Below are 23,767 nucleotides of genomic sequence, written 5' to 3'. Positions count from 1 at the left end.
AGCGCCGCCTCGGTAACTGGTCTCTGCCTATACAACCGGGCCGGCAGGCCCAGGTTGCGAGGCAGCCGCATTTTTTTAGGCGGCGATGCGGTGCGTGCGCACGCCCACTTCCACCGTGGTGGCGGCAGCGGCCTTGGGGGCCACCGGCAGGGTGTGCACGGTCGCGCTCGGGCGGGTCTCGGACATCGTGAAGACGTGGCGGATGTCGGCACGGTTCAGGCCGATGTCGGCCAGCTCGCGGTCGCTCAGCATCGACAGCTCGTCCATCACCCGACGGCGGCTCGGATACTCGACGATGGCCGTGAACAGGTTGCGGAACCAGCGCCCGATCTTGGCGTCGCGCTCGTGCATCGCATCCTGACGGATGGCCTCGATCGCGGCAGAGTGGGCGGTGGGGAAGGTGATCCGGGCGTCCATGACGAAAGGTTTCCAGTGTCGCTCCAAGGTGGTCAGCGCCGCCGGCCCTTGCCGCCGTCGCCCGCCCTTGTGCGTTGCAGCAGCTTATACTCAACTCACGCGCGGATGAGCAGCGCCGGCCCAGCAGTATTGCCATGCGTCAGACGCATTGAAATCTACCGAAACATGTTCTTAACGGGAAGCTCACAAAAATGACATCGCCCCCATCCCATGCTGCCCGCCTTGTGGCCCTGCGGGAATCCCTGCCTGGATTGGGGGTGGATGGCGTTCTGATCCCGCGCAGCGATGAGTTCCTGGGCGAGTACGTGCCACCGAGTGCCGAGCGCCTTGCATGGCTGACCGGCTTCACCGGATCGGCCGGCATGGCTATCGTGCTCGCCGACCGCGCGGCGGTGTTCACCGACGGGCGCTACACCACCCAGGTGGCGGTTGAGACCGATCCGGCCCTTTGGCAACGCCGTCACCTCGTCGAGCAGCCGCCGCAGGATTGGCTGGCCGAACATGCCGCGGGGCTGCGCATCGGCTACGACCCGCTGCTGCACCCGCAGTCCTTTGTGGACCGCATGGCCGGTTCCGGCGCGGTGCTGGTGCCCTTGGCCGGCAATCCGGTGGATGCCATCTGGCATGACCGCCCAGCGCCGCCACTGGCCGCCGCCATCCCCCAGCCGCCCGGCTTCGCCGGCCTCGCCGCCGCCGACAAGCGCGCCGCCGCCGCGGCGGCGCTGCAACAGGCGGGCGAGGACGCGGCGGTGCTGGCCGATGCCCATTCCGTCGCCTGGCTGCTCAACCTGCGCGGCGGCGACCTGGCGCATACCCCGCTGGCCCTGGGCAGTGCCCTGCTGCACGCCGATGGCGCGGTGGACCTGTTCATGGAGCCCGCCAAGCTGGGCCCCGACACCCGCGCCCACCTGGGCAACGCCGTGGCCTTGCACCCGCCGGCCGAGCTGCCGCGCGTGCTGGCCCGCATGGGCGGCAAGCGGGTGCGGGTGGACCCCGACCTGACCCCCGTGGCCTATGCCGCGACCCTGGCCGAGGCCGGTGCCGAGGTAACGCGGGGCGAGGACCCGGTGCGCCTGCCGCGCGCCCGCAAGAACAGCACGGAACAGCAGGGCGCCCGCAACGCCCATGCGCGGGACGCCCTGGCGATGGCGCGGTTCCTCGCCTGGTTCACGGCAGAAGCGCCCCGGGGCGGCCTGACGGAGGTTTCCGCGGCGCAGCGCCTGCTGGCCTTCCGGGCGGCACTGCCGCTGTTCCGGGCGGAAAGCTTTCCCGCCATCTCCGGCGCGGGCGAGAATGGCGCGGTGATCCATTACCGCGCCACGGAAGCCAGCGACCGCCGCATCGCCGCGGACGAATGCTTCCTGATCGACAGCGGCGGCCAGTTTTCCGACGGCACCACCGATGTCACCCGCACCCTGTGGACCGGCCCGGGCGTGCCGCCGGCCGAGTTGATGGACCGCTACACCCGCGTGCTGCGCGGCCACATCGCCCTTTCCACCCTGCGCTTTCCACAGGGCGCCGCCGGCCCGCACCTGGACGCCGTGGCGCGCCGGCCGCTGTGGGACGCCGGGCTGGATTACGACCACGGCACCGGCCATGGCGTCGGGTCCTTCTTGTCGGTGCATGAAGGCCCAGTCGCCTTCAGCCGCGCCGCCAAGCTCGTGCCGCTGCAGGCGGGCATGATCCTGTCCAACGAGCCGGGCTTCTACCGCCCCGGCCACTATGGCATCCGCATCGAGAACCTGCTGCTGGTGCGCGAGGCGCCCTCGCTGCCCGGGCAGGCCAAGCCCTTTCTGGAGTTCGAAACGCTGACCCTGGCCCCCTATGACCGGCGGCTGATCGACCAGGCCCAGCTTTCCGCGGCCGAGCAGAGCTGGATCGACGCCTACCACGCCCGCGTGCTGGCCGAGGTGTCGCCCGGGCTGGACCAGCCCACCGCAGACTGGCTGGCCGCCGCCTGCGCGCCGCTGTGACGCCGCCGCCGCCCTTGCCAGCGCTGCGAGGGCGCCGCGTGCTGCTGGCCTACGGGCTGGCGGGCGAGGCCAACCGGCTGCTCGCCCCCGTGGGCTTCAACTACATGGGCGCGCAGCTCCGCTGGCTCCGGAGTTGCGGGGCCGATGCGCGGGTGGTGCCGGTGCCGACCACGGCCCCCGTCGCGGCGAATGCCCAGCGGCTGGCGGCGGCGATCCAGGCCAGCCCAGGCCGCTGCCTGGTGGTGGCGCACAGCAAGGGCGGGCTGGAAGCCCTGGAAGCGCTGCTGGACCCGGCGGTGGCGGCCCAGTGCGACGGGCTGCTGGCCTTTCAGTCGCCCTTCGCCGGCTCACCGATGGCCGATGCCTTTCTGCGCCGCCGGCTGCTGCACCGGCCCACGCGCTGGCTGGCCTGGCTGCTGCGGGCCGGCGACATGGGCGGCCTGCCGGACCTGACCGTGGGCGGGCGTGCCGCCTGGATGGCGGCGCATGCCGCGCCGCTGCGGGCTCTGCTGGGCCAGGTGCCCGTGCTGTGCGTGGCCAGCAGCCTGCAACCGGAAACCGCCACCGGGCAGGACCGGATGTGCCTGCCCCTGGTGCGCTGGATGCACCAGCGCGGGCAGGGGCCCAACGACGCGCTGGTATCCGTGGCCTCGGCCCTGTTGCCGGGGGCGCGGCACCTGGTGCTGCCGGGCAGCCACCACGGGCTGGTCACCACCGGGCCGGGCCGGGACCCGGTGGGGGTGCTGCGCCGGGCGCTGCCGCTGCTGCTCAGCCCTGTTCCAGCGCCATTGCCCGCCATTCCGCTTCCGTCAGGGTCCTGACGCCCAGTTCGGCCGCCTTCTTCGCCTTGGAGCCGGCATCGGCGCCGACCACCACGAAATCCGTCTTTCTGGACACGCTCTTGGTCACCTTGGCGCCCAGCCGCTCCGCGATGGCCTCGGCCTCGTCGCGGGAGGTCAGCTCCAGCGTGCCGGTGAAGACTACGGCCTTGCCGGCAAAGGGGCTGCCGCTGTCGCCAAAGCTTTCCGCCGGGCGCGGCGGCGCCTGCGCGGTCAGGTCGTCCAGCGCGGCAAGGTTGCGTGGCTCCTTGAAGAACTCCACCAGCTCGGTCGCGATGGCGGGGCCGATGCCCTGGATGGAGCCCAGCTCCTCGCGCTCCTCGGAGCCTACGGTGGCGGCGGCGGCCAGCATCTTGTCCCGCCAGTGCGCCACGTCATGGTAGTGACGGGCCAGCAGCTTGGCGTTCTGCGCGCCGATGCGGCGGATGCCGAGCGCGAAGATGAAGCGCTCCAGCGGCGGGCTGCGCCGGTCCTCGATGGCAGCCAGCAGATTGGCGACCTTCTTGGAGGTCTTGGCACCCTTGCCCCAGCCCTCCCAGCCACGCAGCACCTCGGCATGCTCCGCCAGCCGAAAGATGTCGGCCGGGCTTTTCACCAGCCCGGCATCGTGCAGCGCGACGATGTTCTCCTCGCCCAGGCCCTCGATATCCATGGCGTTGCGGCTGGCGAAGTGCTTCAGCCGCTCCACCGTCTGCGCCGGGCAGATCAGCCCGCCGGTGCAGCGCCGCACCACCTCGCCCTCCGGCCGCACGGCATGGCTGCCGCAGGCGGGGCAGCGCGCGGGGGGCTGCCAGGGCTGGCTGTCCGCCGGCCGCTTGTCCGGCACCACCGAGACGATCTGCGGGATCACGTCGCCCGCGCGTTGCAGCACCACGGTGTCGCCCACGCGCACGTCCTTGCGCGCCACCTCGTCCTCGTTGTGCAGCGTGGCGTGCTGCACCATCACGCCGCCCACATTGACCGGCTGCATCACGGCGCGCGGCGTTAGCGCCCCGGTGCGGCCGACCTGGATCTGGATCTCCAGCAGCACCGTGGTGGCCTGCTCGGCCGGGAACTTCCAGGCAATGGCCCAGCGCGGCGTGCGCCCGACGAAGCCGAGCCGCCGCTGCCAGTCCAGGCTGTCCAGCTTGTAGACGACGCCATCGATATCGTAGTCCAGCCCGGCCCGCCGCTCGGCCAGCTTGGCCTGGAAGGCCTCGGCCTCCGTCTCGTCCGTCAGCGGGGCGGACAGCGGGTTCACGTCGAAGCCCCAGCGCTGCAGGGCCGCCAGGTAGTCGCTGTGCGTGTCCGCCACGGGGGTGGAGGACGCGCCCTGCGCATAGGCGAAGAGCTTCAGCGGCCGCCGCGCCGTGACCTCCGGGTCCAGCTGCCGCAGCGAGCCGGCGGCGGCGTTGCGCGGGTTGGCGGGGATGCGGATCTCCGGCCCCACCTTCTCGCCGCGCTCGCGCCGCTGCTCGCGCTCCTCGTGCAACCGGGCCTGGTCGTCGCGAAAAGCGATGAAATCGGCCTTGGTCATGAAGACCTCGCCGCGGATCTCGATCGAGTCGGGGAAGGGGGCGGGCAGCTCGCGCGGCAGGTCGCCCAGCGTTTCCAAGTTGCGGGTGATGTCCTCGCCCACCGTGCCGTCGCCGCGCGTCGCGCCGCGCACGAAGCGGCCGTGCTCATAGGTCAGGTTCACCGAAAGGCCGTCGATCTTGGGCTCGCCCACGAAGCGCAGCACCGCATCCTCGCCCAGCTTCAGGAAGCGCCGGATGGTTTTGGTGAATTCCAGGAATTCGGCGGCGTTGAAGGCGTTGTCCAGGCTCAGCATCGGCGTGCCGTGGCGGGACTTGGCGAAGCCCGCGGCCGGCGCCGCGCCGGGCGGTGCCTCGCTAGGACTGTCGGCGCGCTTGAGATCCGGAAAGGCGGCCTCGATGGCAGCGTTGCGACGGCGCAGCGCGTCGTATTCCGCGTCCGAAAGCTCCGGCGCGTCATTCTGGTGATAGGCGATGTCGGCGGCCGCGATCTCCGCCGCCAGGGCGGCCAGCTCGGCCTCGGCGTCGGCGGGGGAAAGCTGGTCGGGGGGCGTGTCGCGGCGGGTCATGCCGCTTGCTAACGCGCCCATGCGCCGATCGGCAACGGCCCTGCTAGACGGCGCCGTCCAGCAGGCTGTCGGCGGCGGCGCGGGCGGCGGCGGTGATGGTCTCGCCCGCCAGCATGCGCGCCAGCTCCTCGCGCCGCGCGGCGTCGTCCAGCGGCTCCACGCGTGTTTCGGCCCGCTCGGCGCGGATGCCCTTGGCGACTCGCAGATGCTGGTTGCCGCGGGCGGCCACCTGCGGGCTGTGCGTCACCACCAGCACCTGCAGCCGCTCCGCCACGCGGGCCAGCCGGTCGCCCACGGCGGCGGCGGTGGCGCCGCCGACGCCGCTGTCCACCTCGTCGAACACCAGGGTTGGCACCGGCGAGCCACGCGCCAGCACCACCTTCAGCGCCAGCATGAGGCGCGACAGCTCGCCGCCCGAGGCGATCTTGTCGAGCTGCCCCGGCTTCTGGCCGGGGTTGGTGGACACCAGGAACATGATGCGGTCCAGCCCGTCGCTGGCCCAGCCGCGCTCGTCCCGCCGCTCGATGGAGATGTGCAGCCGCGCACGCTCCAGCTTCAGCGGCTTGAGTTCCTTGGCGACCGCGTCCTCCAGCTTGCCGGCGGTGGCGCGGCGGGTGGCGGACAGCGCCTGCGCCACGTCCAGAAAGCGGGCCTTGGCGGCGGCGGCGGCGGCTTCCAGCGCGGTGGCACGCTCGGCGCCCGCGTCCAGCGCGGACAGCCGGGTCTTCAGGTCGGTCAGCAGCGCCGGCAGCTCGACCACCGCCACGGCGTATTTGCGGCCGGCGGCGCGCAAGGCGAACAGCCGCTCCTCCACATGCTCCAGCCGGCGCGGGTCGGGGGCGATGCCGGCGGACAGGCGTTCCAGCAGCCCTTCCGCCTCAGCCAGCGCGTCCTGCGCCAGCCCCAGCGCGGCGATGGCGGGGGCGGCATCCTCGTTGGGGGCGGGCAGGCGTTCCAATGCGCGGGCGGCGTTGCGCAGCGCGGCGGCCGGGCCGGCGCCGCCACGGCGGTCGCGCGGCTGCAACTCGGACAGGGCGGAAGCAACGGCCTCGGCGCGGCGCTCGCCCTGCTGCATGGTGCCGCGCTCCTCGGCCAGCGAGTCCTCCTCGCCGTCCTCCGGCGCCAGGGACTGCAGCTCGTCCACGGCGTGGCGCAGCCATTCCTCGTCGCGCTGCGCGGCGGCGATGGCCTCGCGCGCGGCGTCCAGCGCCCGCTCGGCCCCGCGCCAGGCCCGGAAGGCGTCGGACACCCCGGTGCGGACGGCGTCCAGCCCGCCAAAGGCGTCCAGCAGGCCGGCATGCGTGGCAGGATCGGCCAAACCCACCTGGTCGTGCTGCCCCTGCACCTCGACCAGCAGCGCGCCCAGGCGGCGCAGCAGCGCCACGCCCACCGGCTCGTCATTGATAAAGGCGCGGGACCGGCCATCAGCCTGCAGCACGCGGCGCAGCACCACCTCGTCCTCGGCCTCGATGCCCTGCTCGGCCAGCAGGGCCAGCGCCGGGTGGGCGGCGGGCAGGTGAAAGCAGGCGACCACGGAAGCCTGGTTCTGGCCGCCCCGCACCATGCCGGCCTCGGCCCGCTGGCCCAGCGCCAGCCCCAGGCTGTCCAGCAGAATGGATTTGCCGGCGCCGGTTTCGCCGGTCAGCACGGTCAGCCCGGCGCCGAGCGCGAGGTCCAGCCGCTCGATCAGCACCACATCGCGGATCGCCAGGGATACCAGCATGCCGCCGGCCTCAGAAGATCCAGTCGAAGCTGCGGCGCAGGAAGCCGGGGCGGTCCCCGGCGGCGGGCGGCGCACCATCGACCAGCAGCGCGTAGGAATCCTGGTACCACGGGCTGCCCGGGTAGTTGTGGCCCAGCACGCTGGCGGTCTTCCGCGCCTCGTCCGTCAGGCCGAGCGAGATGTAGATCTCGGTCAGGCGGTGCAGTGCCTCGGGCACGTGGTTGGTGGTCTGGTAGTCCTCCACCACGCGGCGGAAGCGGCCGATGGCGGCCTGCGGCAGGTTGCGGCCCTGGTAGAAGCGGCCGATCTCCATCTCACGCCCGGCCAGATGGTCGCGCGCCAGGTCGATCTTCAGGGCGGCATCACGGGCGTAGGAGGTGTCGGGAAAGCGGTTCACCACTTCCTGCAACTGCGCCAGCGCCGCCTCGGTGCCCTTCTGGTCACGCTGCGAATCGACGATCTGTTCGTAGTAGCAGAGCGAGCGCAGGTAATAGGCATAGGCGATGTCGCGATGGCCGGGGTGCAGCTGGATGAAGCGGTTCAGCCCGCCGATGGCCTCGGTGTAGCGGTTCCGCTGGTAGTCGGAATACGCCGACATCAACGAGGCGCCGGTGGCCCAGGTGGAATAGGGGTGCTCCCGCTCCACCGCGTCGAAGAACTCCTTGGCCTGGGCATATCGCTGCTGCTTCAGCGAGTCCATGCCGGCGGCATACAGGCTGTCCGGCGTCTCGGCCGCCAGGGCGGCCTGCGAGGTCAGGGACGAGTCTTTGCCATCCCAGGCCGAGCAGGCGGACAGCCACAGCGGCGCCACGAGCAGGAGGGACAGACGGAGGGAGCTTGGGGGATGGGTGCGCATCGCGCCTGCTCTCTATCACGCCCGCCGGGGCGGGGGCCAGGGGGCCCCGCCAGCGGCCGGCGGCGGCCGTTGCGGAAGCGTCAGGCGGCCACCACTTCGCGCATCGCCAGGGGGCGGGAAAACGGCAGGACCAGCGACTCGTCCTCTTCCCAGCGCCAAGCGGTGCTGTCGGCGAACAGGGCGCGCAGCAGGCGGTTGTTCAGCGCGTGGCCCGAGCGCTCGCCGCGGAAGCAGGCGTGCAGCGGGGCGCCGGCCAGGGCCAGGTCGCCCACCACGTCCAGCAGCTTGTGGCGCACGAACTCGTTGGCATGGCGCAGACCGCCGGGGTTCAGCACCGCGTCGCCATCCACCACCACGGCGTTGGACAGGCTGCCGCCACGGGCCAGGCCAGCCGCCCGCAGGCGCTCGATGTCGGCGGCCAGGGTGAAGGTGCGCGAATCGGCCAGCACAGCGCGGAAGGCGCTTTCGGTGACGCGCAGCGACATCTCCTGCCGGCCAATGGCGGTGCCGGCGAAGTCGATCGCCAGATGCGCCTCGAAGCCCGGCGTGGCTGTGGGGGCCAGCTCGGCCCAGGCGCCGTGCTCGTCCTCGACACGGATGGTTTTGAGCACCTTCACGCGGCGGCGCGGCGCCGGGCTTTCCGACTTGCCGGCGCAGTCGATCAGAAACAGGAAGGGGGCGGCGGAGCCGTCCATGATCGGCACTTCCGGGCCATCGACCTCGACCAGCACGTCGTCGATGCCGCAGGCGGCGAAGGCGGCCATCACGTGCTCGATGGTGCCGACACGGGCCTGGGGCCGGGCCGGGTCCACCAGCGCGGTGCACAGCCGGGTGTCCCCCACCATGTCGAAGGTGGCCGGCAGGTCGATGCCGAGGTCGGTGCGGTGGAACACGATGCCGCTGCCGGCGGCGGCGGGGCGCAGGGTCAGGCTGGCACGCAGGCCGGAATGCAGGCCCACGCCCACGCAGCCGATCGGTGCCTTCAGCGTCGTGCGCCGACCCGTCTCAACTGCCAGGGAACCGTCCATACCGCCTTCGTCCTCAACGTCAGGGGCCACATCCGCGCAAGAGAAACGCCGTGGCCGACGCTTAGATGACAGGTGGTGCAGTGCAGTGCGAGTCAACGCTTGTTTCCGCGTATTTCGCTGCAACCCATTGATTTAAAGACACAATTTTAAACGCAAAAGGCCCCCGTGATACACGGGGGCCTTGCGCTGCGGTTTTGGTCACCGGGCTTGCGCCCGGACCCTTAGTTGCTTTGGCGGCGCAGAAAGGTCGGGATATCCAGGCCGTTCACGTCGTCCGCCGGGGCCTGAGGCGCCGGGCGGGCGGCCGGGGCGGGCTGGGCGGCGGCCGGGCGCGGGGCCTGCGGCGCCGGTGCGGCCTCGCTGTCCGTGCCCAGGTTGCGGCGCATCAGGCCCGTCGCCTTGCGGAACAGGTTGAAGCCACCGCCCGAGGGGGCGGACACCGGCGAGGGGGCCGAGGCAGCGCGGGCGGCCGGGGCCGGCGCGGGCCGCACCGGCGACTCCACCGGCGCGGTGCCGATGCCAGCCGGCATGTCGTCGGCCGAGGGCGCTTCCTGGTAGGCGGTCTGCGCCTCGGCGAAGCCCGAGGCCTGCGCGGCCGGGGCAGGGGCCGCGGCGGCCATGCCGGCGGGGCGGCGCGGCTGGCCGGCCGTGGGGCCGATGCGCACTGGACCGGCGATGGAGGGCTGGCTGTTCTGCGGCATCGCCGGGCGGTGCGTGCCCGGGGCCACCGGCGCGCCCGGCACGCCGCGCGGCTGCTGGCCGGCCTGCATGCCCTGGGGGATCATGCTGTTGGACACCGCATGCGCCGGGCCATTGCCGCCGCCCATGGCGACCAGCTTGGGCTTCTCGGCCACCGGAGCCTCGACAATGGCGTCTATGCCGGTCGCGACCACCGACACGCGGATGCGGCCGTTCATGTCCTCGTCCACGGAGGAGCCGAAGATGATGTTGGCGTCCTCGTCCACTTCCGAGCGGATGCGGTTGGCCGCCGCGTCCACCTCGAACAGCGTCATGTCGTAGCCGCCGGTGATGTTGATGAGCACGCCCTTGGCGCCCATCATCGAGGTGTCTTCCAGCAGCGGGTTGCTGATGGCGGCCTCGGCGGCCTTGACGGCGCGCTCGTCGCCCTCGCCCTCGCCGGTGCCCATCATCGCCTTGCCCATCTCCGCCATGACGGTGCGGATGTCGGCGAAGTCGAGGTTCACCAGGCCCGGGTTGACCATCAGGTCGGTCACGCCGCGCACGCCCATGTAGAGCACGTCGTCGGCCATCTTGAAGGCTTCGGCGAAGGTGGTGCGCTCGTTCGCCTTGCGGAACAGGTTCTGGTTGGGGATGACGATCAGCGTGTCCACGTAGGACTGCAGCTCATCCAGGCCCGCATCCGCCGCGCGCTTGCGCTTGGGTCCCTCGAAGTCGAACGGCTTGGTGACGACGCCCAGCGTCAGGATGCCGCGCTCGCGCGCCATGCGCGCGATCACCGGGGCCGCGCCCGTGCCCGTGCCGCCGCCCATGCCCGCGGTGATGAACACCATGTGCATGCCTTCGAGGTGCCGCGCCAGGTCCTCGGTCGCTTCCTCGGCGGCGGCGCGGCCGATCTCCGGCTTGGCGCCGGCGCCCAGGCCCTGCGTCAGGTGCGGGCCGAGCTGCACGCGGCGCTCCGCGCGGCTGTGCACCAGCGCCTGCGCGTCGGTGTTGGCCACCAGGAACTCGACGCCATCGAGGCCCATGGCGATCATGTTGTTCACGGCGTTGCAGCCCGCGCCGCCAACACCGACCACGGTGATGCGGGGACTGAAATCCGTGTGCTGCTGGCGCGGGATTGTCAGGTTCAGCGTCATGACAGCAGGTCTCCTTGGGCGGGCTCGGGCAGGCGGTGGAACGGCGCGTTCGCAATGTGCATCAGACGCGCTCGCGAAGCCAGTTGACGAAACGAATAAAACGACCGCCGCTGCGATCCGGACCGGGGTCGAGATCGAGCAACGGGCGACCTTCGCCGGCACCCCAGTGCAGCAGCCCCAGGGTGGTGGCAAAATCGGGCCCGGACGCGGAATCGGGCAGTCCCGGCACCGGCTGCGGCCGGCCGATGCGCACGGGTTTGTCGAGGATGCGCGCGGCCATCTCCCGCACGCCAACCAATTGGCTGGCACCGCCGGTCAACACCACGCGCGCGCCCGCCTCGCTGTCCAGCAGCGCGCCTTCCAGGCGGTCGCGCACCAGTTCCAGCGTTTCTTCCAGCCGCGGGCGGATGATCTCCACCAGCCGCGTGCGCGGCATCTGCGTCAGCTGGTCCTCGTCCTCGCCGACCTGCGGCACGGACAGCATCTCCTTGAGATCGTTGCCGCCATCCATGCAGGAACCGTGCAGCGTCTTCATGCGCTCGGCATGTCCCAGCGGCGTCGCGAGTCCGCGTGCCAGGTCGTTGGTCACCTGCCAGCCGCCCACCGGCAGCTGCGCGGTGTGCAGCAGGTGGCCGTCGCCATACACTGCGATGCCCGTGGTGCCGCCGCCCATGTCGATCACGGTGGCGCCGAGCTGCTTCTCGTCCTCCACCAGCACGGCCAGCGCGGCGGCGAAGGGCGCGCTGACCAGCTCCTCCACCTCCAGGTCGCAGCCCGCGAGGCAGAGGCCGAGGTTGCGCAGCGCGGCGGAGGACGCGTCCACCATGTGCAGCCGCGCGCCAAGCGTTTCGCACATCATGCCGCGCGGGTCTTCGACCCCCGAGGTCGAGTCGATTGTGAAGCCGAGCGTGGTGGCGTGCACGGTTTCACGCCCCTCGTCCTGCGCGCGGCGGCGTCCCTCGCTCAGCACGGCGCGCAGGTCGGCTTCCGTCACCGCGCGGCCACCGATCGGCCACTGGATGTTCATCAGTCGGGACGCCGGCTGGCCACAGGAAAGATTGACGATGGCGCCTGACAGCTTCAGGTCCGCCATCTCCTCGGCCTGCGCCACGGCGGCGCGGATCGCATGCTCGGCTTCCTGCAGGTCGACGATGTTGCCGCCCTTGACGCCGCGCGCACGCTGCCAGCCGTATCCCAGCACGCGCGGCCGCCCGTCGCCTTCCACGCGGCCGATTAGGCAGACGACCTTGGACGAGCCGATGTCGAGCACGCCGTAGGGGCCGCTACGCGCGCGCTTGCGCTTCAGCTTCGGCGCCGATTCGGTGAGCGACGGCATGCGGGCGCCGGACATGCGGCTCATCCGCGGCCACGCCCGCGCGGATGCGCCGCGGCCGGCGCCTCAGGCTGCGGCAGCTGCTTGACCACCAGCCGGTCCGGCAGCCGCATGTCGATGCTGACCAGCGGACGATCCAGCAGCGCCTGCGACTTGTGCAGCTCGGCCAGCCGCGTGATCGCCGCATCCTCGTGCCCTTCGGGCAACAGCACATCCACGCCGTTGTGCAATCGCAGGTTCCAGCGGCGCTGGCTGACGAACACCAGCGCCTGCACGCGCGCCAGCAGTTCCGGCGCGCGGGCCAGCTGGTCGTACAGCGCGGCGCCGGTCTTTTGCGCGCCCTCGCCCACCAGCAGCGGCAGCGGGCCGAAGGCGTCCAGCGTTTCGGCCGACACCACGCGTCCTTCGCGGTCGATCACCGCGAAGTCGTTCTGGTGCTGCCAGATCGCGAAGGGTCGCCGCTCATGCAGCGTGACGACGATGTTGCCGGACAGGTTGCGCTGCACCTCGGCGCTTTCGATCCAGGCGATGCTTTCCAGCCGCTCGCGCGCCGCATCGGGCGAGAAGGCCAGCAACGGGTCGCCGTTGCGCACGCCGATGGCGGCACGCACCAGCTCCCGCGGCGTGTTCTGCTGCCCGCGCACCACCACTTCCTGCACCACCAGCCCGGCGCGCGCGCCGATCTCGGCGACGCCGGTGTTGACCCAGGAAAAGCGCCCCGCCGGTTCCAGCGCCGCGACCGCCACGCCGCACACGGCAGCGACGCCCAGCGCCCCGACGCACAAGAGGATCGGCCGCAGCAGCGGCCGGCGGCGGCGCAGCCACAGGCGCAGGCTGCTGGGGCGGCGCGGCGGCGCCGCACGCGGGCGCGCGCCCTCGGACGACAGCCGCGCGCGCGGCTCGCCGCGCATGGAAGCCGGGTTACGGGCCATGGCGGGCCTCCCGCACCATCCAGGTGCAGAGCTCGGCGAAACCGATGCCGCGGTGCGCGGCCTGTTCGGGCACGAGGCTGGTACGGGTCATGCCGGGCTGTGTGTTCACTTCCAGCAGCACCACGCGGCCGGTCTGATCGTCATATCGCAGATCGGCGCGCGACACGCCACGGCAACCCAACGCATCATGTGCGAGTTGAGCAATCCTTTTTGCTTCCTGTGCAATATTTTCCGGCACCGGGGCCGGGATCATGTGCCGGCTGCCGCCATCCGCGTACTTGGCGTCGTAGTCGTAGAACACGTGGCCGGTGTCGATTTCCGTCACCGCCAGGGCCTCGTCGCCCATCACGGCCACGGTCAGCTCGCGGCCGGGGATGAACTCCTCCACCATCACCTGCGGCCCGAAGCGCCAGGCGCGGGCGATTTCGGCCCGGCGGTTGTCGCCGTCGCGCAGGATCTCGACCCCGACGGAGGACCCCTCGTTCACCGGCTTGACGACGAAGGGGCGGGGCAGCGGGTCGGCCGCTTCCAGCTCCTCGGGCGATACCACGCGGTGCTGCGCGAGCGACACGCCGGCGGCGGCGAACACCGCCTTGGCGGCGTGCTTGTCCATGGCCATGGCCGAGGCGCGCACGCCTGAATGGGTGTAGGGCAGGCGCAGCCAGTCAAGCACGCCCTGGATGCAGCCGTCCTCGCCGAACGGGCCGTGCAACGCGTTGAACACCACGTCGGGCCGGGCCGCCCGCAGGGCGGCGATCAGCGCGGGCAGGTCCTCGGTCACCTCGACCGGCAGCACCTCGAACCCCGCTTCGCGCAGCGCCCCCACCACCTGCGCGCCGGTGGCCAGGGAAACCTCGCGTTCCGAGGAAAAGCCGCCATGCAGCACCGCCACCCGCGTCATGCGCCGTGCTCCCCGATGCGCTTGATTTCCCATTCCAGGCCGATGCCCGACATCGCCTTCACCTTTTCGCGCACTGTCTCACCCAGGGCTTCCAGGTCGGCCGCCGTGGCGCCGCCCAGGTTCAGCAGGAAGTTGCAATGCTTCTCGGACACCTGCGCCGCGCCCCGCTTCAGCCCGCGCCCGCCGGCGGCGTCGATCAGCGCCCAGGCCTTGCGGCCCTCGGGGTTCTTGAAGGTGGAGCCGCCGGTGCGCGCCCGCACGGGCTGGGTGTCCTCGCGCGCCTGGCGGATCTCGCGCATCTGCGCCGCGATGGCCACGCGGTCGCCGGGGCGGGCATGAAAGCGCGCGCGCACCACCACGCCGCCGTCCGGCAGCGCGGCGCGGCGATACGCGAAGCCGAGCTCCGCAGCGGGGAGCCGCAGCAGCCCCGCGGGCGTCGCCACCTCGGCCCAGTCCAGCACGTCCTTGACCTCGGCGCCGTAGGCACCGGCATTCATCGCGACCGCGCCGCCGATGCTGCCCGGAATGCCCGACAGGAAGCTGAGACCGTCGAGCCCCGCCTCGGCCGCGTGCTCGGCGACCGTGGCATCCAGCGCGGCGGCGCCGGCGACGATGCCATCCGCCTCCACCGCGATGTCGGCGAAGCCGCGCGCCAGCTTCAGCACGATGCCGCGCACGCCGCCGTCGCGCACCAGGAGGTTGGACGCGGCGCCGATCACGGTCAGCGGCATGGCGGGCGGGCGGTCGCGCAGCAGCAGCAGCAGGTCGTCGAGATCCGCCGGGCGCACCAGCAGCTCGGCCGGGCCGCCGGTGCGGAACCAGGTGATGGCGGCCAGCGGCGCCATGTCCTGCACGCGGCCGCGCAGCGGGGGCAGGGTGGGGCTCGCCGCCATGCCCGGCTTCACCGCTTGGCGCCGGCGGCGCGGCCGCGCGGCTGCAGCTCGGTCAGCTGCTCCGGCAGCTTGGCCGCCCAGGTGGTGATGTTGCCCGCGCCCAGGCAGACCACGTAGTCGCCGGACTTGGCGATGGCGTTGATCATCTCCGGCAGGCTTTCCGGGCTGGGCAGCGGCACCACGGAGCGGTGGCCGTGCGAGCGCAGCCCGTCCACCAGCGCGTCACGGTCGAAACCCTCGATCTTCTGCTCGCCCGCCGCGTAGACATCCGCCACGATCACCGTGCCGGCGTCGTTCATGCACTGGCAGAAATCCTCGAACAGCTGCTGCAGGCGGGAATAGCGGTGCGGCTGCACCACCGCGATCACGTCCCGCGCGCCGGCCTGCCGCGCCGCCTTCAGCACGGCGGCGATCTCCACCGGGTGGTGGCCGTAGTCGTCGATCACCTGGATGCCGCCGGCCTCGCCCACGCGGGTGAAGCGGCGCTTGACCCCCTTGAAGCCGGCGAGCGCGGAGCGGATCGTGCCCTCGTCAATATCCATCTCGATGCCCACCGCGATGGCGGCCAGCGCGTTCTGCACGTTGTGCTGCCCCAGCATCGGCAGGCGCATGGGCTTGAGCTGCCGGGTGCGGCCGGTGCCGCGGTCGTGCACCGTCACCTCGAAGGTCGCGCCCATGCGGTCGGTGATCAGCCGCTCGGCCCGCACGTCGGCCTGCTGGGAAAAGCCGTAGGTGATCAGCCGGCGGTCGATGGAGGGGATCATCGCCTGCACGTTGGGGTGGTCGGCGCACAGCACCGCGAAGCCGTAGAAGGGGATGTTGCCGACGAACTGGGCGTAGCCCTGCTTCATCGCATCCTCGGTGCCCCAGTGGTCCAGGTGCTCCGGGTCCATGTTGGTGACCACGGCGGCGACGGCGGGCAGGCGCAGGAACGAGCCGTCGCTTTCATCCGCCTCCACCACCATCCATTCGCCCGAGCCCATGCGGGTGTTGGTGCCGTAGGCGTTGATGATGCCGCCGTTGATCACGGTCGGGTCCAGCTTGGCGGCCTCCAGCACGCAGGCGACCAGCGAGGTGGTGGTGGTCTTGCCGTGCGTGCCGCCGATGGCGATGCCCCACTTCAGCCGCATCAGCTCCGCCAGCATCTCGGCGCGCCGCACCACCGGGATCAGGCGCGTGCGGGCGGCGATTACCTCCGGGTTGTCGCGCTTCACGGCGGTGGAGGTGACGATCACCTGCGCGGCGCCCAGGTTGGCCGCGTCGTGCCCGATCATCACGTTGATGCCGGCCGCGCGCAGCCGGTCGATGTTGTAGCCCTCGGCGATGTCGCTGCCCTGCACGGTGTAGCCGAGGTTGTGCAGCACCTCCGCGATGCCGGACATGCCGATGCCGCCGATGCCGACGAAGTGGATGGGCCCGATGTTCAACGGCAACGCGCGCATACGAATTATTCCTGAAAGCCGCGCGCCGCGGCGCGGGAAAGTACGAGGTCGGCGAGTGTGGCGGCCGCCTGGGGGGCGGCGAGGGCCGCGGCCGCGGCGGCGGCGCGCCCCAGCGCGTCCGGGCTTTCCAGCACGGCGGCGAGCCGGGCGGCCAGCGCCGCGGGGGTGAAGCCGGGCTGCGGCATGACCACGGCCGCGCCGGCATCGGCCAGCGCCCGGGCATTGGCGGATTGATGGTCGTCGATCGCGTGCGGCAGCGGCACCAGCAGGCTGCCCCGCCCGGCGCAGGCCAGCTCGGCCACCGTGGAAGCGCCGGCCCGCGCGATCACCCAGTGCGCGGTGCCGTACAGCCCGGCGACATCGCCGAAGAACGGCGACAGCTCCGCCGGCACGCCCAGCGCGTCATAGGCGGCGCGCACGCGCGGCAGGTCTTCCGTGCGGCATTGCTGCACGATGTTGAGGCGGCGGCGCAGCGCGCCGGGCAACTCGGCCACGGCGGCGGGCACCACGTCGGAAAACACCTTGGCGCCCAGGCTGCCGCCCAGCACCAGCAGCCGCACGGAGCCCTGCGGCTGCACGAAGCCCTGGCCGGCCAGCGCCGCCACGGCGGGGCGCACCGGGTTGCCCACCGCCACGGCATCGACGCCCGATGGCACGCGGTGGCTGTCGGCGAAGGCCATGGCCAGCGTGTCGGCGCCCCGCGACAGCAGCCGGTTGGCCCGACCGAGCACGGCGTTCTGCTCGTGCAGCACGGTGGCGGGGCGGCGCGCGGCGGACAGCAGCCGCGCGGCCAGCAACGGCGGCACGGAGGGGTAGCCGCCGAAGCCCACCACCGCCATCGGCCGCAGCCGCTTCAGCAAGCGGCGCGCCTGCAGCGTGCCGGCCAGCAGCGCGAAGGCGCCCTTGGCCGCCTTGAGCAGGCCGCGCCCGGCCAGCCCCGCGCCCTGCAGCACATGCCGCTCGGACTGCGCGAAGACGGCGCTGCCATAGTCCACGCTGCGACTGTCCGTCATCAGCACGATGCGGTGGCCACGGCGCAGCAGCTCCGCCGCCAGGGCCTCGGCGGGAAAGAAATGGCCGCCGGTGCCACCGGCGGCGATGACGATGGGCCGTGTCATTCCTCGTCCTGCGCCGAGCGCGAGATGCGCCGGCGTGTCAGCGCCAGCAGCATGCCCATGCCGATCGCCACCGCGATGACGGAAGAGCCACCATAGGACACGAAGGGCAGCGTCATGCCCTTGGTCGGGATCAGGTGCAGGGCGGAGGCCATGTTGATGAAGGCCTGCAGGCCGAACTGCGTCAGCAGCCCGGTGGCGCCCAGGATCACGAACATGTCCCGCTCGCCCAGGAGCCGCAGCAGCCCGCGCAGCACGATGAAGCCGAACAGGCCCAGGATCATCAGGCACACCAGCAGCCCGAACTCCTCGCCCGCCACGGCGTAGACGAAGTCGGCATGCGCGTCGGGCAGCATGGCCTTGAGCCGGCCCTCGCCGGGGCCGACGCCCAGCATGCCGCCGTGGCCGAAGGCCTCCATCGCCACCGTCACCTGATAGGTGTCGCCCGAAGCGGGGTCGAGAAAGCGGTTCAGGCGGTCGCGGAAGTGCGGCATGGCGAAATACGCGCCCACCGCCCCCAGGATGCCCACCACGCCGCAGGCGCCGACCAGAAAGATGTTGATGCCCACCACGAAAAGCTGGGCGCAGAATACGGAGGCCACGACCATCAGCATGCCCATGTCCGGCTGCTTGGCCAGCACCGCGACGATGGCCAGGAACAGCAGCCCCAGCGCGCCATGCGCCTTGATGCCCCAGTTCTTGCCTTCCGACAGCAGCCACGCGGCGACCACCGCGAAGCAGGGCTTCATGAACTCGGAAGGCTGGATGGTGACGCCCGGCAGGTGCAGCCAGCGCCGCGCGCCCTTGATCTCCACGCCGACCGACAAGGTCGCCATGGTCAGCAGCAGCGCGCCCAGGCAGCCCAGCAGCGCCAGGCGCCGCACCTGCTTCACCGGCAGCACGGAGATGACCACGATCACCGCCGTGGCGGCGGCCAGAAAGAACACCTGCTTCAGGATGAACATGTCGCGCGACGAGGCGCCGATGCGCTCGGCCACGCCGGGCGATGCCGCCAGCAGCATCACGTAGCCGAAGCCGACCAGCGACAGCAGGGCCGCCAGCGTCCAGCGGTCCACGGTCCACCACCAGCGGCCGAGGGTGGAAGTGTCGGCGCGGGAAAGGGCCATCACACGGGTTCCATCATGCGGGCGACCTCGGCGCGGAAGGCATCGCCCCGCGCGTCAAAGCCGGAGAACTGGTCGAAGCTGGCGCAGGCGGGCGACAACAGCACCACGCGGGCGCCGGTGGCGCGCGCGGCGGCGAGCGCCGCGGGCACCGCGCGCTGCAGCGTGCCGGCCATCTCATGCGCCACGCCGTGCGCGGCGAGCGTGGTGGCGAAGTCACCGGCCGCCTCGCCGATCAGCACGGCATGGGCGATGCGCGGAAACAGCGGCACCAGCGGCGCGATGCCGCCCGCCTTGGCCACGCCGCCCGCGATCAGCACCACGCGGTCGTAGCTGGCCAGCGCGCGTTCCGTGCTGTCGGCGTTGGTGGCCTTGCTGTCGTTGACGAAGCTGATGCCATCCAGCCGGCCCACCGCTTCCTGCCGGTGCGGCAGGCCGGGGAAATCCGCGATGCCCGCCGCGACCTGCTCCCGCGACAGGCCCAGCCACAGCGCCACGGCGGCGGCGGCGGCGGCGTTCTGCGCGTTGTGCGCGCCGGGCAGGGCCCGGGCCGTGGACAGGTCCGCGATCACGCCGGCGTCGTCGCGCAGCAGGCGGTCCTGCGCCCAGATCCCACCCGGCTGCGGCGCCTGGCCCGACACCGGCAGAATGCGCGCAGGGGTTGAGAAGCCTGCGCCCCAGTGATCGTCCATGCCGATCACGGCGATGTCGGCGCCTGTTTGCCGGTCGAACACATGTGCCTTGGCGGCGGCGTAGCCATCCATGCCGCCATGCCGGTCCAGGTGGTCGGGCGACAGGTTCAGCAGCACCGCGGCATTGAAGCGCAGCCGGTGCAGCCGCTCCAGCATGTAGGAACTCATCTCCAGCACGTAGACGCCGTCGTCGCCCAGCAGCGGCAGGCCCAGCGCGGCGGGGCCAAGATTGCCGCCCACCGCCGCCTCGCGCCCGGCGCGGACCAGCAGGTGGTGCAGGAGCGCCGTGGTGGTGGACTTGCCGTTGGTGCCGGTGATGCCCACGAAGCGGGCACGCGAGCCGCTGGCGCGCACGGCGCGGAACAGCAGCTCGGCGTCGCACAGCACCGGCACGCCGGCCGCGCGCGCCGCCGCCGCCGCCGGGTGTACGCGCGGCAGGATGTGCGGGATGCCGGGCGACAGCAGCAGCGCATCGAAGGGAAAGCCGGCGACGGCGGCGGGGTCGCCCACCGACAGGCCGGCTTCCTGCGCGGCGACGCGCGCCGCCTCGCCGTCGTCCCAGCACAGCACCTCCGCGCCCCAGTCGCCCAGGCGCCGCGCGGACGGCAGCCCGGCGCGGCCGAGCCCCACCACGGCGAAGCGCTGGCCGGAAAAGGGCGCGAAGGTGGTCATCAGCGGATCTTCAGAGTGGACAGGCCCACCAGCGCCAGGATCATCGCGATGATCCAGAAGCGGATCACGATGGTCGGCTCCGCCCAGCCCTTCTTCTCGAAGTGGTGGTGCAGCGGTGCCATCAGGAACACGCGGCGGCCGGTGCGCTTGAACCAGAACACCTGGACGATGACGGACACCGTTTCCACCACGAACAAGCCGCCGACGATGGCCAGCACGATCTCATGCTTGGTGGCCACGGCCACCGCGCCCAGCGCGCCGCCCAGCGCCAGGCTGCCGGTATCGCCCATGAACACGGCCGCCGGCGGCGCGTTGAACCACAGGAAGCCGAGGCCCGCGCCGACCAGCGCCGAGCAGAACACCGCCAGCTCCGCCGTGCCCGGCACACCGTTGAGCTGCAGGTAGTCCGCGAAGATGCGGTTGCCGACCAGGTAGGAGATCAGCCCGAACACGGCGGCGGCCAGCATCACCGGCACGGTGGCGAGGCCATCCAGCCCGTCCGTCAGGTTCACGGCGTTGGAGGCGCCGACCATCACCAGCATGGCGACGACCGGGAACAGGATCATGCCGAAGTTCAGCATGGTGTCCTTGAGAAACGGGATGCCGAGCTTGAAGGCCAGGTGGCCCGGCAGCAGCGAGGTGATCCAGATGGCGGCCACCAGTCCGAAGCCCGCCTGCGCGATCATCTTGGCCCGGGCCGAGACGCCCTTGGTGTTGCGCTTGGTGACCTTCAGCCAGTCGTCCCAGAAGCCCAGCGCGCCGTAGCCCAGCGTCACCAGCAGCACCGCCCACACGAAGCCGTTGCGCAGGTCCGCCCACAGCAGGGTGGACAGCACCAGCGCCAGCAGCATCAGCACGCCGCCCATGGTGGGCGTGCCCTTCTTGGTCAGCAGGTGGCCTTCCGGCCCGTCCGCGCGGATCGGCTGGCCGCCGTTCTGGAAGGAGCGCAGCCAGCGGATGACCATGGGGCCGAAGCACAGGCTGATCACCAGCGCCGTCATGCAGGCGGCGCCGGAGCGGAAGGTGACGTAGCGGATCAGGTTGAAAAGGATGAAGCCTTCGCTGAGCGGCGAAAGCAGGTTGTAGATCATGAATGCGCCCCTTGGGACATCAGGGCGCCGACCACCGCTGCCATGCGGGTGCCGAGCGAGCCTTTTACCAACACAACATCGCCGTCGCGCAGCGCATCGCGCACGACCGGCGCCAAAGCCTCGCTGGTTTCGGCCCAGCCGCCGCGCAGCCCGCCGGGCAGCGCGTCGGACAGCGCGCGCATCAGCGGGCCGCAGCAGAACACGAGGTCGGCGTTGCCGAGCACATCGGGCAACAGGCCGGCATGCAGCGCCGGGCCGTGCTCGCCCAATTCTCGCATGTCGCCCAGCACGGCGATGCGCCGCGCCGCGCGCTGCGTGCCCAGCACGGCCAGCGCCGCGCGCATGGCGGGCGGCTGGCCGTTGTAGCTTTCGTCCAGCAACAGCGCCTCGCCGCCGCCGGCAAGCGGCAGCGCCACGCGGGCGCCGCGCCCGGCCCCGGGGCGAAACTCCGCCAGCGCCTGCACGAAGCGCGCCGCATCCGCGCCCAGCGCCAGCGCGCCGCCGGTGGCGGCCAGCGCGTTCAGCACCAGGTGCCGCCCCGGCGCGCCGAGACGCAGCGCCATGGCGGCCCCGCGCACCGCGATCTCGGCGGTGGAAGACAGCGGGCCGCATTCGGCGCGCAGCAGGCGGATGTCGGCCTGCGCATGCTCGCCGAAGCTCAGCACCGTGGCGCCGGCTTCCGCCGCGCGGGCGGCCAGCATGGAAAAGAACTCGCTGTCGCGCGGCAGCACCGCCACGCCGCCCGGCGCCAGCCCGGCCAGGATGTCCGCCTTCTCGGCGGCGATCTCCGCCAGCGAGCCGAGGTGGCCGATATGCGCGGCGCCGATCTGCGTGATCACGGCGGCATGCGGCGCGGCGAGGCGCGCCAGCGGCGCGATCTCGCCCCGGTGGTTCATGCCGATCTCCAGCACGCCGAACTCGGCGGCTTGCGGCATGCGGGCCAGGGTCAGCGGCAGGCCCCACTGGTTGTTGTAGCTGGCCACCGCCGCGTGCACGGCGCCGAAGCCCTGCAGCCCGTGCCGCAGCATGTCCTTGGTGGTGGTCTTGCCGACGCTGCCGGTGACGGCGACGATGCGCGCCGTGCTGCGCGCGCGCCCGGCGGCGCCCAGCGCCGCGAGGCCGGCCAGCGTGTCGCCCACCATCAGCAGCGGCGCGCCATCCACGGCGCGGTCCACCATCGCCGTGGCCGCGCCTTGCGCCAGCGCGGCGGGGGCGAAGTCATGGCCGTCGCGCGCGTCGCGCAGCGCCACGAACAGGTCGCCCGGCTGCACGGCGCGGCTGTCGATGGCCACGCCGGTCACATTGGCTTCCCCCGCCAGCGTGCCGCCCGTGGCGGCCCGCAGCGCGCTTGCGGTCCACAGCGGGGTCACGGCCGCAGGCCCAGCGCGCGGCGGACGGTTTCCACGTCGTCGAAGGGCAGGGTGGTGCTGCCGATGGTCTGGCCCTGCTCATGGCCCTTGCCGGCCACCGCCAGCACGTCGCCTGGGCCCAGCGCGGCCACGGCGCGGCTGATGGCCCCAGCGCGGTCGCCGCCATCCTCGCCGTGCGACATGCCGGCCCGCACGGCGGCGCGGATCGCGGCCGGGTCCTCGCTGCGCGGGTTGTCGTCCGTGACGATCGCGACGTCGGCGAGGCGGGATGCGACCTCACCCATCAGGGGGCGCTTGCCGGGGTCGCGGTCGCCGCCGGCGCCGAACAGCACCAGCAGCCGGCCGGTGGCATGCGGGCGCAGCGCCAGCAGCAGCCGCTCCAGCGCGTCCGGCGTGTGGGCGTAGTCGACATAAACGGCGGCACCCGCCCCGGTGCGCGCCGCCAGCTCCATCCGCCCGCGCACGCCGGTCAATTGCGGCAGCAGCGCCAGCACCTGGTCGGCCGGCGTGCCGGTAGCCACGGCCAGCGCCGCCGCCAGCAAGACGTTGTCGGCCTGGAAGCGGCCGGGCAGGGGCAGCATCACCTCGGCGCGGCGGCCGAACAGGTCGATCGAAAGCAACTGTCCGTCCGGGCGCGGCTCCTGCCGCAACAGGCGCACCGCCTCGCCGGCCTCGCCCACCGTGTGCAGCCGCAGGGCGCGCTTGGCGGCGATCGCGCGCAGCCGCGCCAGCACGCCGGGGTCCATGTCCGCGCTGGCCACGGCGGCGGCGCCCGGCTCCAGCAGCGCGCCGAACAGCCGCAGCTTGGCCTCGGCATAGGCGGCCATGTCGCCGTGGTAGTCCAGGTGGTCGCGCGTCAGGTTGCTGAAGCCGCCGGCGGCGATGCGCAGCCCATCGAGCCGCCGCTGCTCCAGCCCGTGCGAGGAGGCTTCCAGCGCCGCGTGCGTCACCCGCCCGCGCGCCAGCTCCGCCATGGTTTCCTGCAGCTTCACCGGGTCCGGCGTGGTCAGCGAGGGCGTCACCGGCATGTCCGGCGCCTGCAGCCCCAGCGTGCCGAGGCTGGCGGCGCGGCGGCCGGCCAGCGTCCAGATCTGACGCAGGAAGTCGACCGTGCTGGTCTTGCCGTTGGTGCCCGTGACGGCGACCACGGTGGCGGGCTGCACGCCGTAGAAGCCCGCCGCCATCTGCGCCAGGGCGCGGCGGCAGTCGGGCGCGGTCAGCAGCGGGCGGGGCGGCACGCCGGCCGGCCAGTCCGTGCCTTCCGGCGCCAGCACGGCGGCCGCGCCATGCGCCACGGCATCCGCGATAAAGGCACGGCCGTCCGAGCGCGCGCCGGGCAGGGCGGCGAACAGATAGCCCGGCCGCACCGCGCGGCTGTCCGCCGTCAGCCCCAGGATGTCCGGGACAGCGGCGGGCAGCGCGGAAAGGCCAGGCGCCTGGCGCAT

The 23,767-nt window shown here is 72.3% G+C and carries 19 protein-coding genes; 2 read left to right on the top strand and 17 right to left on the bottom strand.

The genetic code is table 11. The features are described from left to right. Positions 1-75: 75 nt before the first annotated feature. Positions 76-417 (bottom strand): DUF1127 domain-containing protein, encoded by a 342-nt coding sequence (locus IAI59_RS15375; RefSeq protein WP_207418971.1) that lies wholly within the window; start codon positions 415-417, stop codon positions 76-78. A 191-nt stretch (positions 418-608) separates the two neighbouring features. Between IAI59_RS15375 and IAI59_RS15370 the strand changes: the two genes are divergently transcribed. Both IAI59_RS15370 and IAI59_RS15365 read left to right on the top strand, forming a co-directional pair. After that, positions 609-2,390, top strand: a complete 1,782-nt coding sequence (locus IAI59_RS15370) for an aminopeptidase P family protein (protein ID WP_207418972.1) — start codon at positions 609-611, stop codon at positions 2,388-2,390. A gap of 14 nt (positions 2,391-2,404) precedes the next feature. Beyond that, on the top strand, positions 2,405-3,211 hold the full coding sequence (locus IAI59_RS15365; protein ID WP_207418973.1) for a hypothetical protein: 807 nt from the start codon (positions 2,405-2,407) through the stop codon (positions 3,209-3,211). Here IAI59_RS15365 and ligA read toward each other — a convergent pair. From ligA to IAI59_RS15285, 16 genes are all read right to left on the bottom strand, one after another. Next, the gene (gene ligA / locus IAI59_RS15360; RefSeq protein WP_207418974.1) at positions 3,159-5,312 is read right to left on the bottom strand and encodes an NAD-dependent DNA ligase LigA; all 2,154 of its coding nucleotides are present in this window, start codon (positions 5,310-5,312) and stop codon (positions 3,159-3,161) included. The two genes, IAI59_RS15365 and ligA, sit on opposite strands and share 53 nt — an antisense overlap. A 43-nt stretch (positions 5,313-5,355) precedes the next feature. Continuing rightward, entirely contained in the window at positions 5,356-7,035 is a 1,680-nt protein-coding gene (gene recN, locus IAI59_RS15355) for a DNA repair protein RecN (protein ID WP_207418975.1), read from the bottom strand. 10 nt (positions 7,036-7,045) lie between these two features. Continuing rightward, positions 7,046-7,891 carry an outer membrane protein assembly factor BamD gene (locus IAI59_RS15350; RefSeq protein ID WP_207418976.1) on the bottom strand — a complete coding sequence of 282 codons (846 nt, stop codon included), beginning with the start codon at positions 7,889-7,891 and terminating at the stop codon, positions 7,046-7,048. A gap of 80 nt (positions 7,892-7,971) precedes the next feature. Further along, positions 7,972-8,919 carry a UDP-3-O-acyl-N-acetylglucosamine deacetylase gene (gene lpxC, locus IAI59_RS15345; RefSeq protein ID WP_207418977.1) on the bottom strand — a complete coding sequence of 316 codons (948 nt, stop codon included), beginning with the start codon at positions 8,917-8,919 and terminating at the stop codon, positions 7,972-7,974. Positions 8,920-9,140: 221 nt separating this feature from the next. After that, positions 9,141-10,757, bottom strand: coding sequence for a cell division protein FtsZ (ftsZ, locus tag IAI59_RS15340; protein WP_207418978.1), 1,617 nt, complete (start codon positions 10,755-10,757; stop codon positions 9,141-9,143). A 61-nt stretch (positions 10,758-10,818) separates the two neighbouring features. Further along, positions 10,819-12,117, bottom strand: a complete 1,299-nt coding sequence (gene ftsA, locus IAI59_RS15335) for a cell division protein FtsA (protein ID WP_207418979.1) — start codon at positions 12,115-12,117, stop codon at positions 10,819-10,821. Then, positions 12,114-13,022, bottom strand: a complete 909-nt coding sequence (locus tag IAI59_RS15330) for a cell division protein FtsQ/DivIB (protein ID WP_237180902.1) — start codon at positions 13,020-13,022, stop codon at positions 12,114-12,116. The genes ftsA and IAI59_RS15330 overlap by 4 nt, the downstream gene beginning before the upstream one ends. Then, entirely contained in the window at positions 13,012-13,923 is a 912-nt protein-coding gene (locus IAI59_RS15325; protein WP_207418980.1) for a D-alanine--D-alanine ligase, read from the bottom strand. Before IAI59_RS15325 ends, IAI59_RS15330 begins: the two co-directional genes overlap by 11 nt. After that, positions 13,920-14,816: a UDP-N-acetylmuramate dehydrogenase gene (gene murB / locus IAI59_RS15320; protein WP_207418981.1), complete on the bottom strand. Its 897-nt coding sequence runs from the start codon at positions 14,814-14,816 to the stop codon at positions 13,920-13,922. Before murB ends, IAI59_RS15325 begins: the two co-directional genes overlap by 4 nt. An 8-nt stretch (positions 14,817-14,824) precedes the next feature. Next, positions 14,825-16,258 carry a UDP-N-acetylmuramate--L-alanine ligase gene (murC, locus tag IAI59_RS15315; protein WP_207418982.1) on the bottom strand — a complete coding sequence of 478 codons (1,434 nt, stop codon included), beginning with the start codon at positions 16,256-16,258 and terminating at the stop codon, positions 14,825-14,827. A 5-nt stretch (positions 16,259-16,263) separates the two neighbouring features. Next, entirely contained in the window at positions 16,264-17,376 is a 1,113-nt protein-coding gene (murG, locus tag IAI59_RS15310) for an undecaprenyldiphospho-muramoylpentapeptide beta-N-acetylglucosaminyltransferase (RefSeq protein WP_207418983.1), read from the bottom strand. Beyond that, positions 17,373-18,500 (bottom strand): FtsW/RodA/SpoVE family cell cycle protein, encoded by a 1,128-nt coding sequence (locus tag IAI59_RS15305; RefSeq protein WP_207418984.1) that lies wholly within the window; start codon positions 18,498-18,500, stop codon positions 17,373-17,375. Before IAI59_RS15305 ends, murG begins: the two co-directional genes overlap by 4 nt. After that, on the bottom strand, positions 18,500-19,861 hold the full coding sequence (gene murD / locus IAI59_RS15300) for a UDP-N-acetylmuramoyl-L-alanine--D-glutamate ligase (RefSeq protein WP_207418985.1): 1,362 nt from the start codon (positions 19,859-19,861) through the stop codon (positions 18,500-18,502). The genes IAI59_RS15305 and murD overlap by 1 nt, the downstream gene beginning before the upstream one ends. Continuing rightward, positions 19,861-20,952, bottom strand: coding sequence for a phospho-N-acetylmuramoyl-pentapeptide-transferase (gene mraY, locus IAI59_RS15295; protein ID WP_207418986.1), 1,092 nt, complete (start codon positions 20,950-20,952; stop codon positions 19,861-19,863). The genes murD and mraY overlap by 1 nt, the downstream gene beginning before the upstream one ends. Further along, complete coding sequence (locus IAI59_RS15290) at positions 20,949-22,322, bottom strand: UDP-N-acetylmuramoyl-tripeptide--D-alanyl-D-alanine ligase (protein ID WP_207418987.1); 1,374 nt, start codon at positions 22,320-22,322, stop codon at positions 20,949-20,951. The genes mraY and IAI59_RS15290 overlap by 4 nt, the downstream gene beginning before the upstream one ends. Next, positions 22,319-23,767 carry a UDP-N-acetylmuramoyl-L-alanyl-D-glutamate--2,6-diaminopimelate ligase gene (locus IAI59_RS15285; protein WP_207419057.1) on the bottom strand — a complete coding sequence of 483 codons (1,449 nt, stop codon included), beginning with the start codon at positions 23,765-23,767 and terminating at the stop codon, positions 22,319-22,321. Before IAI59_RS15285 ends, IAI59_RS15290 begins: the two co-directional genes overlap by 4 nt.

The sequence above is a fragment of the Roseomonas haemaphysalidis genome (assembly GCF_017355405.1).
GTDB classification, from domain to species: Bacteria; Pseudomonadota; Alphaproteobacteria; order Acetobacterales; family Acetobacteraceae; genus Pseudoroseomonas; species Pseudoroseomonas haemaphysalidis.
Note: the sequence above shows the minus strand (reverse complement) of the source record. Positions and strands in the feature narration are given on the sequence as shown.

What these genes read in the sequence shown, in the direction of transcription:
- IAI59_RS15370 (WP_207418972.1), top strand. Translation starts at nt 609, where the DNA reads ATGACATCGCCCCCATCCCATGCTGCCCGCCTTGTGGCCCTGCGGGAA.
- murB (WP_207418981.1), bottom strand. Translation starts at nt 14,816, where the DNA reads ATGGCGGCGAGCCCCACCCTGCCCCCGCTGCGCGGCCGCGTGCAGGAC.
- ftsZ (WP_207418978.1), bottom strand. Translation starts at nt 10,757, where the DNA reads ATGACGCTGAACCTGACAATCCCGCGCCAGCAGCACACGGATTTCAGT.
- lpxC (WP_207418977.1), bottom strand. Translation starts at nt 8,919, where the DNA reads ATGGACGGTTCCCTGGCAGTTGAGACGGGTCGGCGCACGACGCTGAAG.
- mraY (WP_207418986.1), bottom strand. Translation starts at nt 20,952, where the DNA reads ATGATCTACAACCTGCTTTCGCCGCTCAGCGAAGGCTTCATCCTTTTC.
- IAI59_RS15325 (WP_207418980.1), bottom strand. Translation starts at nt 13,923, where the DNA reads ATGACGCGGGTGGCGGTGCTGCATGGCGGCTTTTCCTCGGAACGCGAG.
- murC (WP_207418982.1), bottom strand. Translation starts at nt 16,258, where the DNA reads ATGCGCGCGTTGCCGTTGAACATCGGGCCCATCCACTTCGTCGGCATC.
- IAI59_RS15285 (WP_207419057.1), bottom strand. Translation starts at nt 23,767, where the DNA reads ATGCGCCAGGCGCCTGGCCTTTCCGCGCTGCCCGCCGCTGTCCCGGAC.
- ligA (WP_207418974.1), bottom strand. Translation starts at nt 5,312, where the DNA reads ATGACCCGCCGCGACACGCCCCCCGACCAGCTTTCCCCCGCCGACGCC.
- recN (WP_207418975.1), bottom strand. Translation starts at nt 7,035, where the DNA reads ATGCTGGTATCCCTGGCGATCCGCGATGTGGTGCTGATCGAGCGGCTG.
- ftsA (WP_207418979.1), bottom strand. Translation starts at nt 12,117, where the DNA reads ATGAGCCGCATGTCCGGCGCCCGCATGCCGTCGCTCACCGAATCGGCG.
- murG (WP_207418983.1), bottom strand. Translation starts at nt 17,376, where the DNA reads ATGACACGGCCCATCGTCATCGCCGCCGGTGGCACCGGCGGCCATTTC.
- IAI59_RS15305 (WP_207418984.1), bottom strand. Translation starts at nt 18,500, where the DNA reads ATGGCCCTTTCCCGCGCCGACACTTCCACCCTCGGCCGCTGGTGGTGG.
- IAI59_RS15375 (WP_207418971.1), bottom strand. Translation starts at nt 417, where the DNA reads ATGGACGCCCGGATCACCTTCCCCACCGCCCACTCTGCCGCGATCGAG.
- murD (WP_207418985.1), bottom strand. Translation starts at nt 19,861, where the DNA reads ATGACCACCTTCGCGCCCTTTTCCGGCCAGCGCTTCGCCGTGGTGGGG.
- IAI59_RS15330 (WP_237180902.1), bottom strand. Translation starts at nt 13,022, where the DNA reads ATGGCCCGTAACCCGGCTTCCATGCGCGGCGAGCCGCGCGCGCGGCTG.
- IAI59_RS15350 (WP_207418976.1), bottom strand. Translation starts at nt 7,891, where the DNA reads ATGCGCACCCATCCCCCAAGCTCCCTCCGTCTGTCCCTCCTGCTCGTG.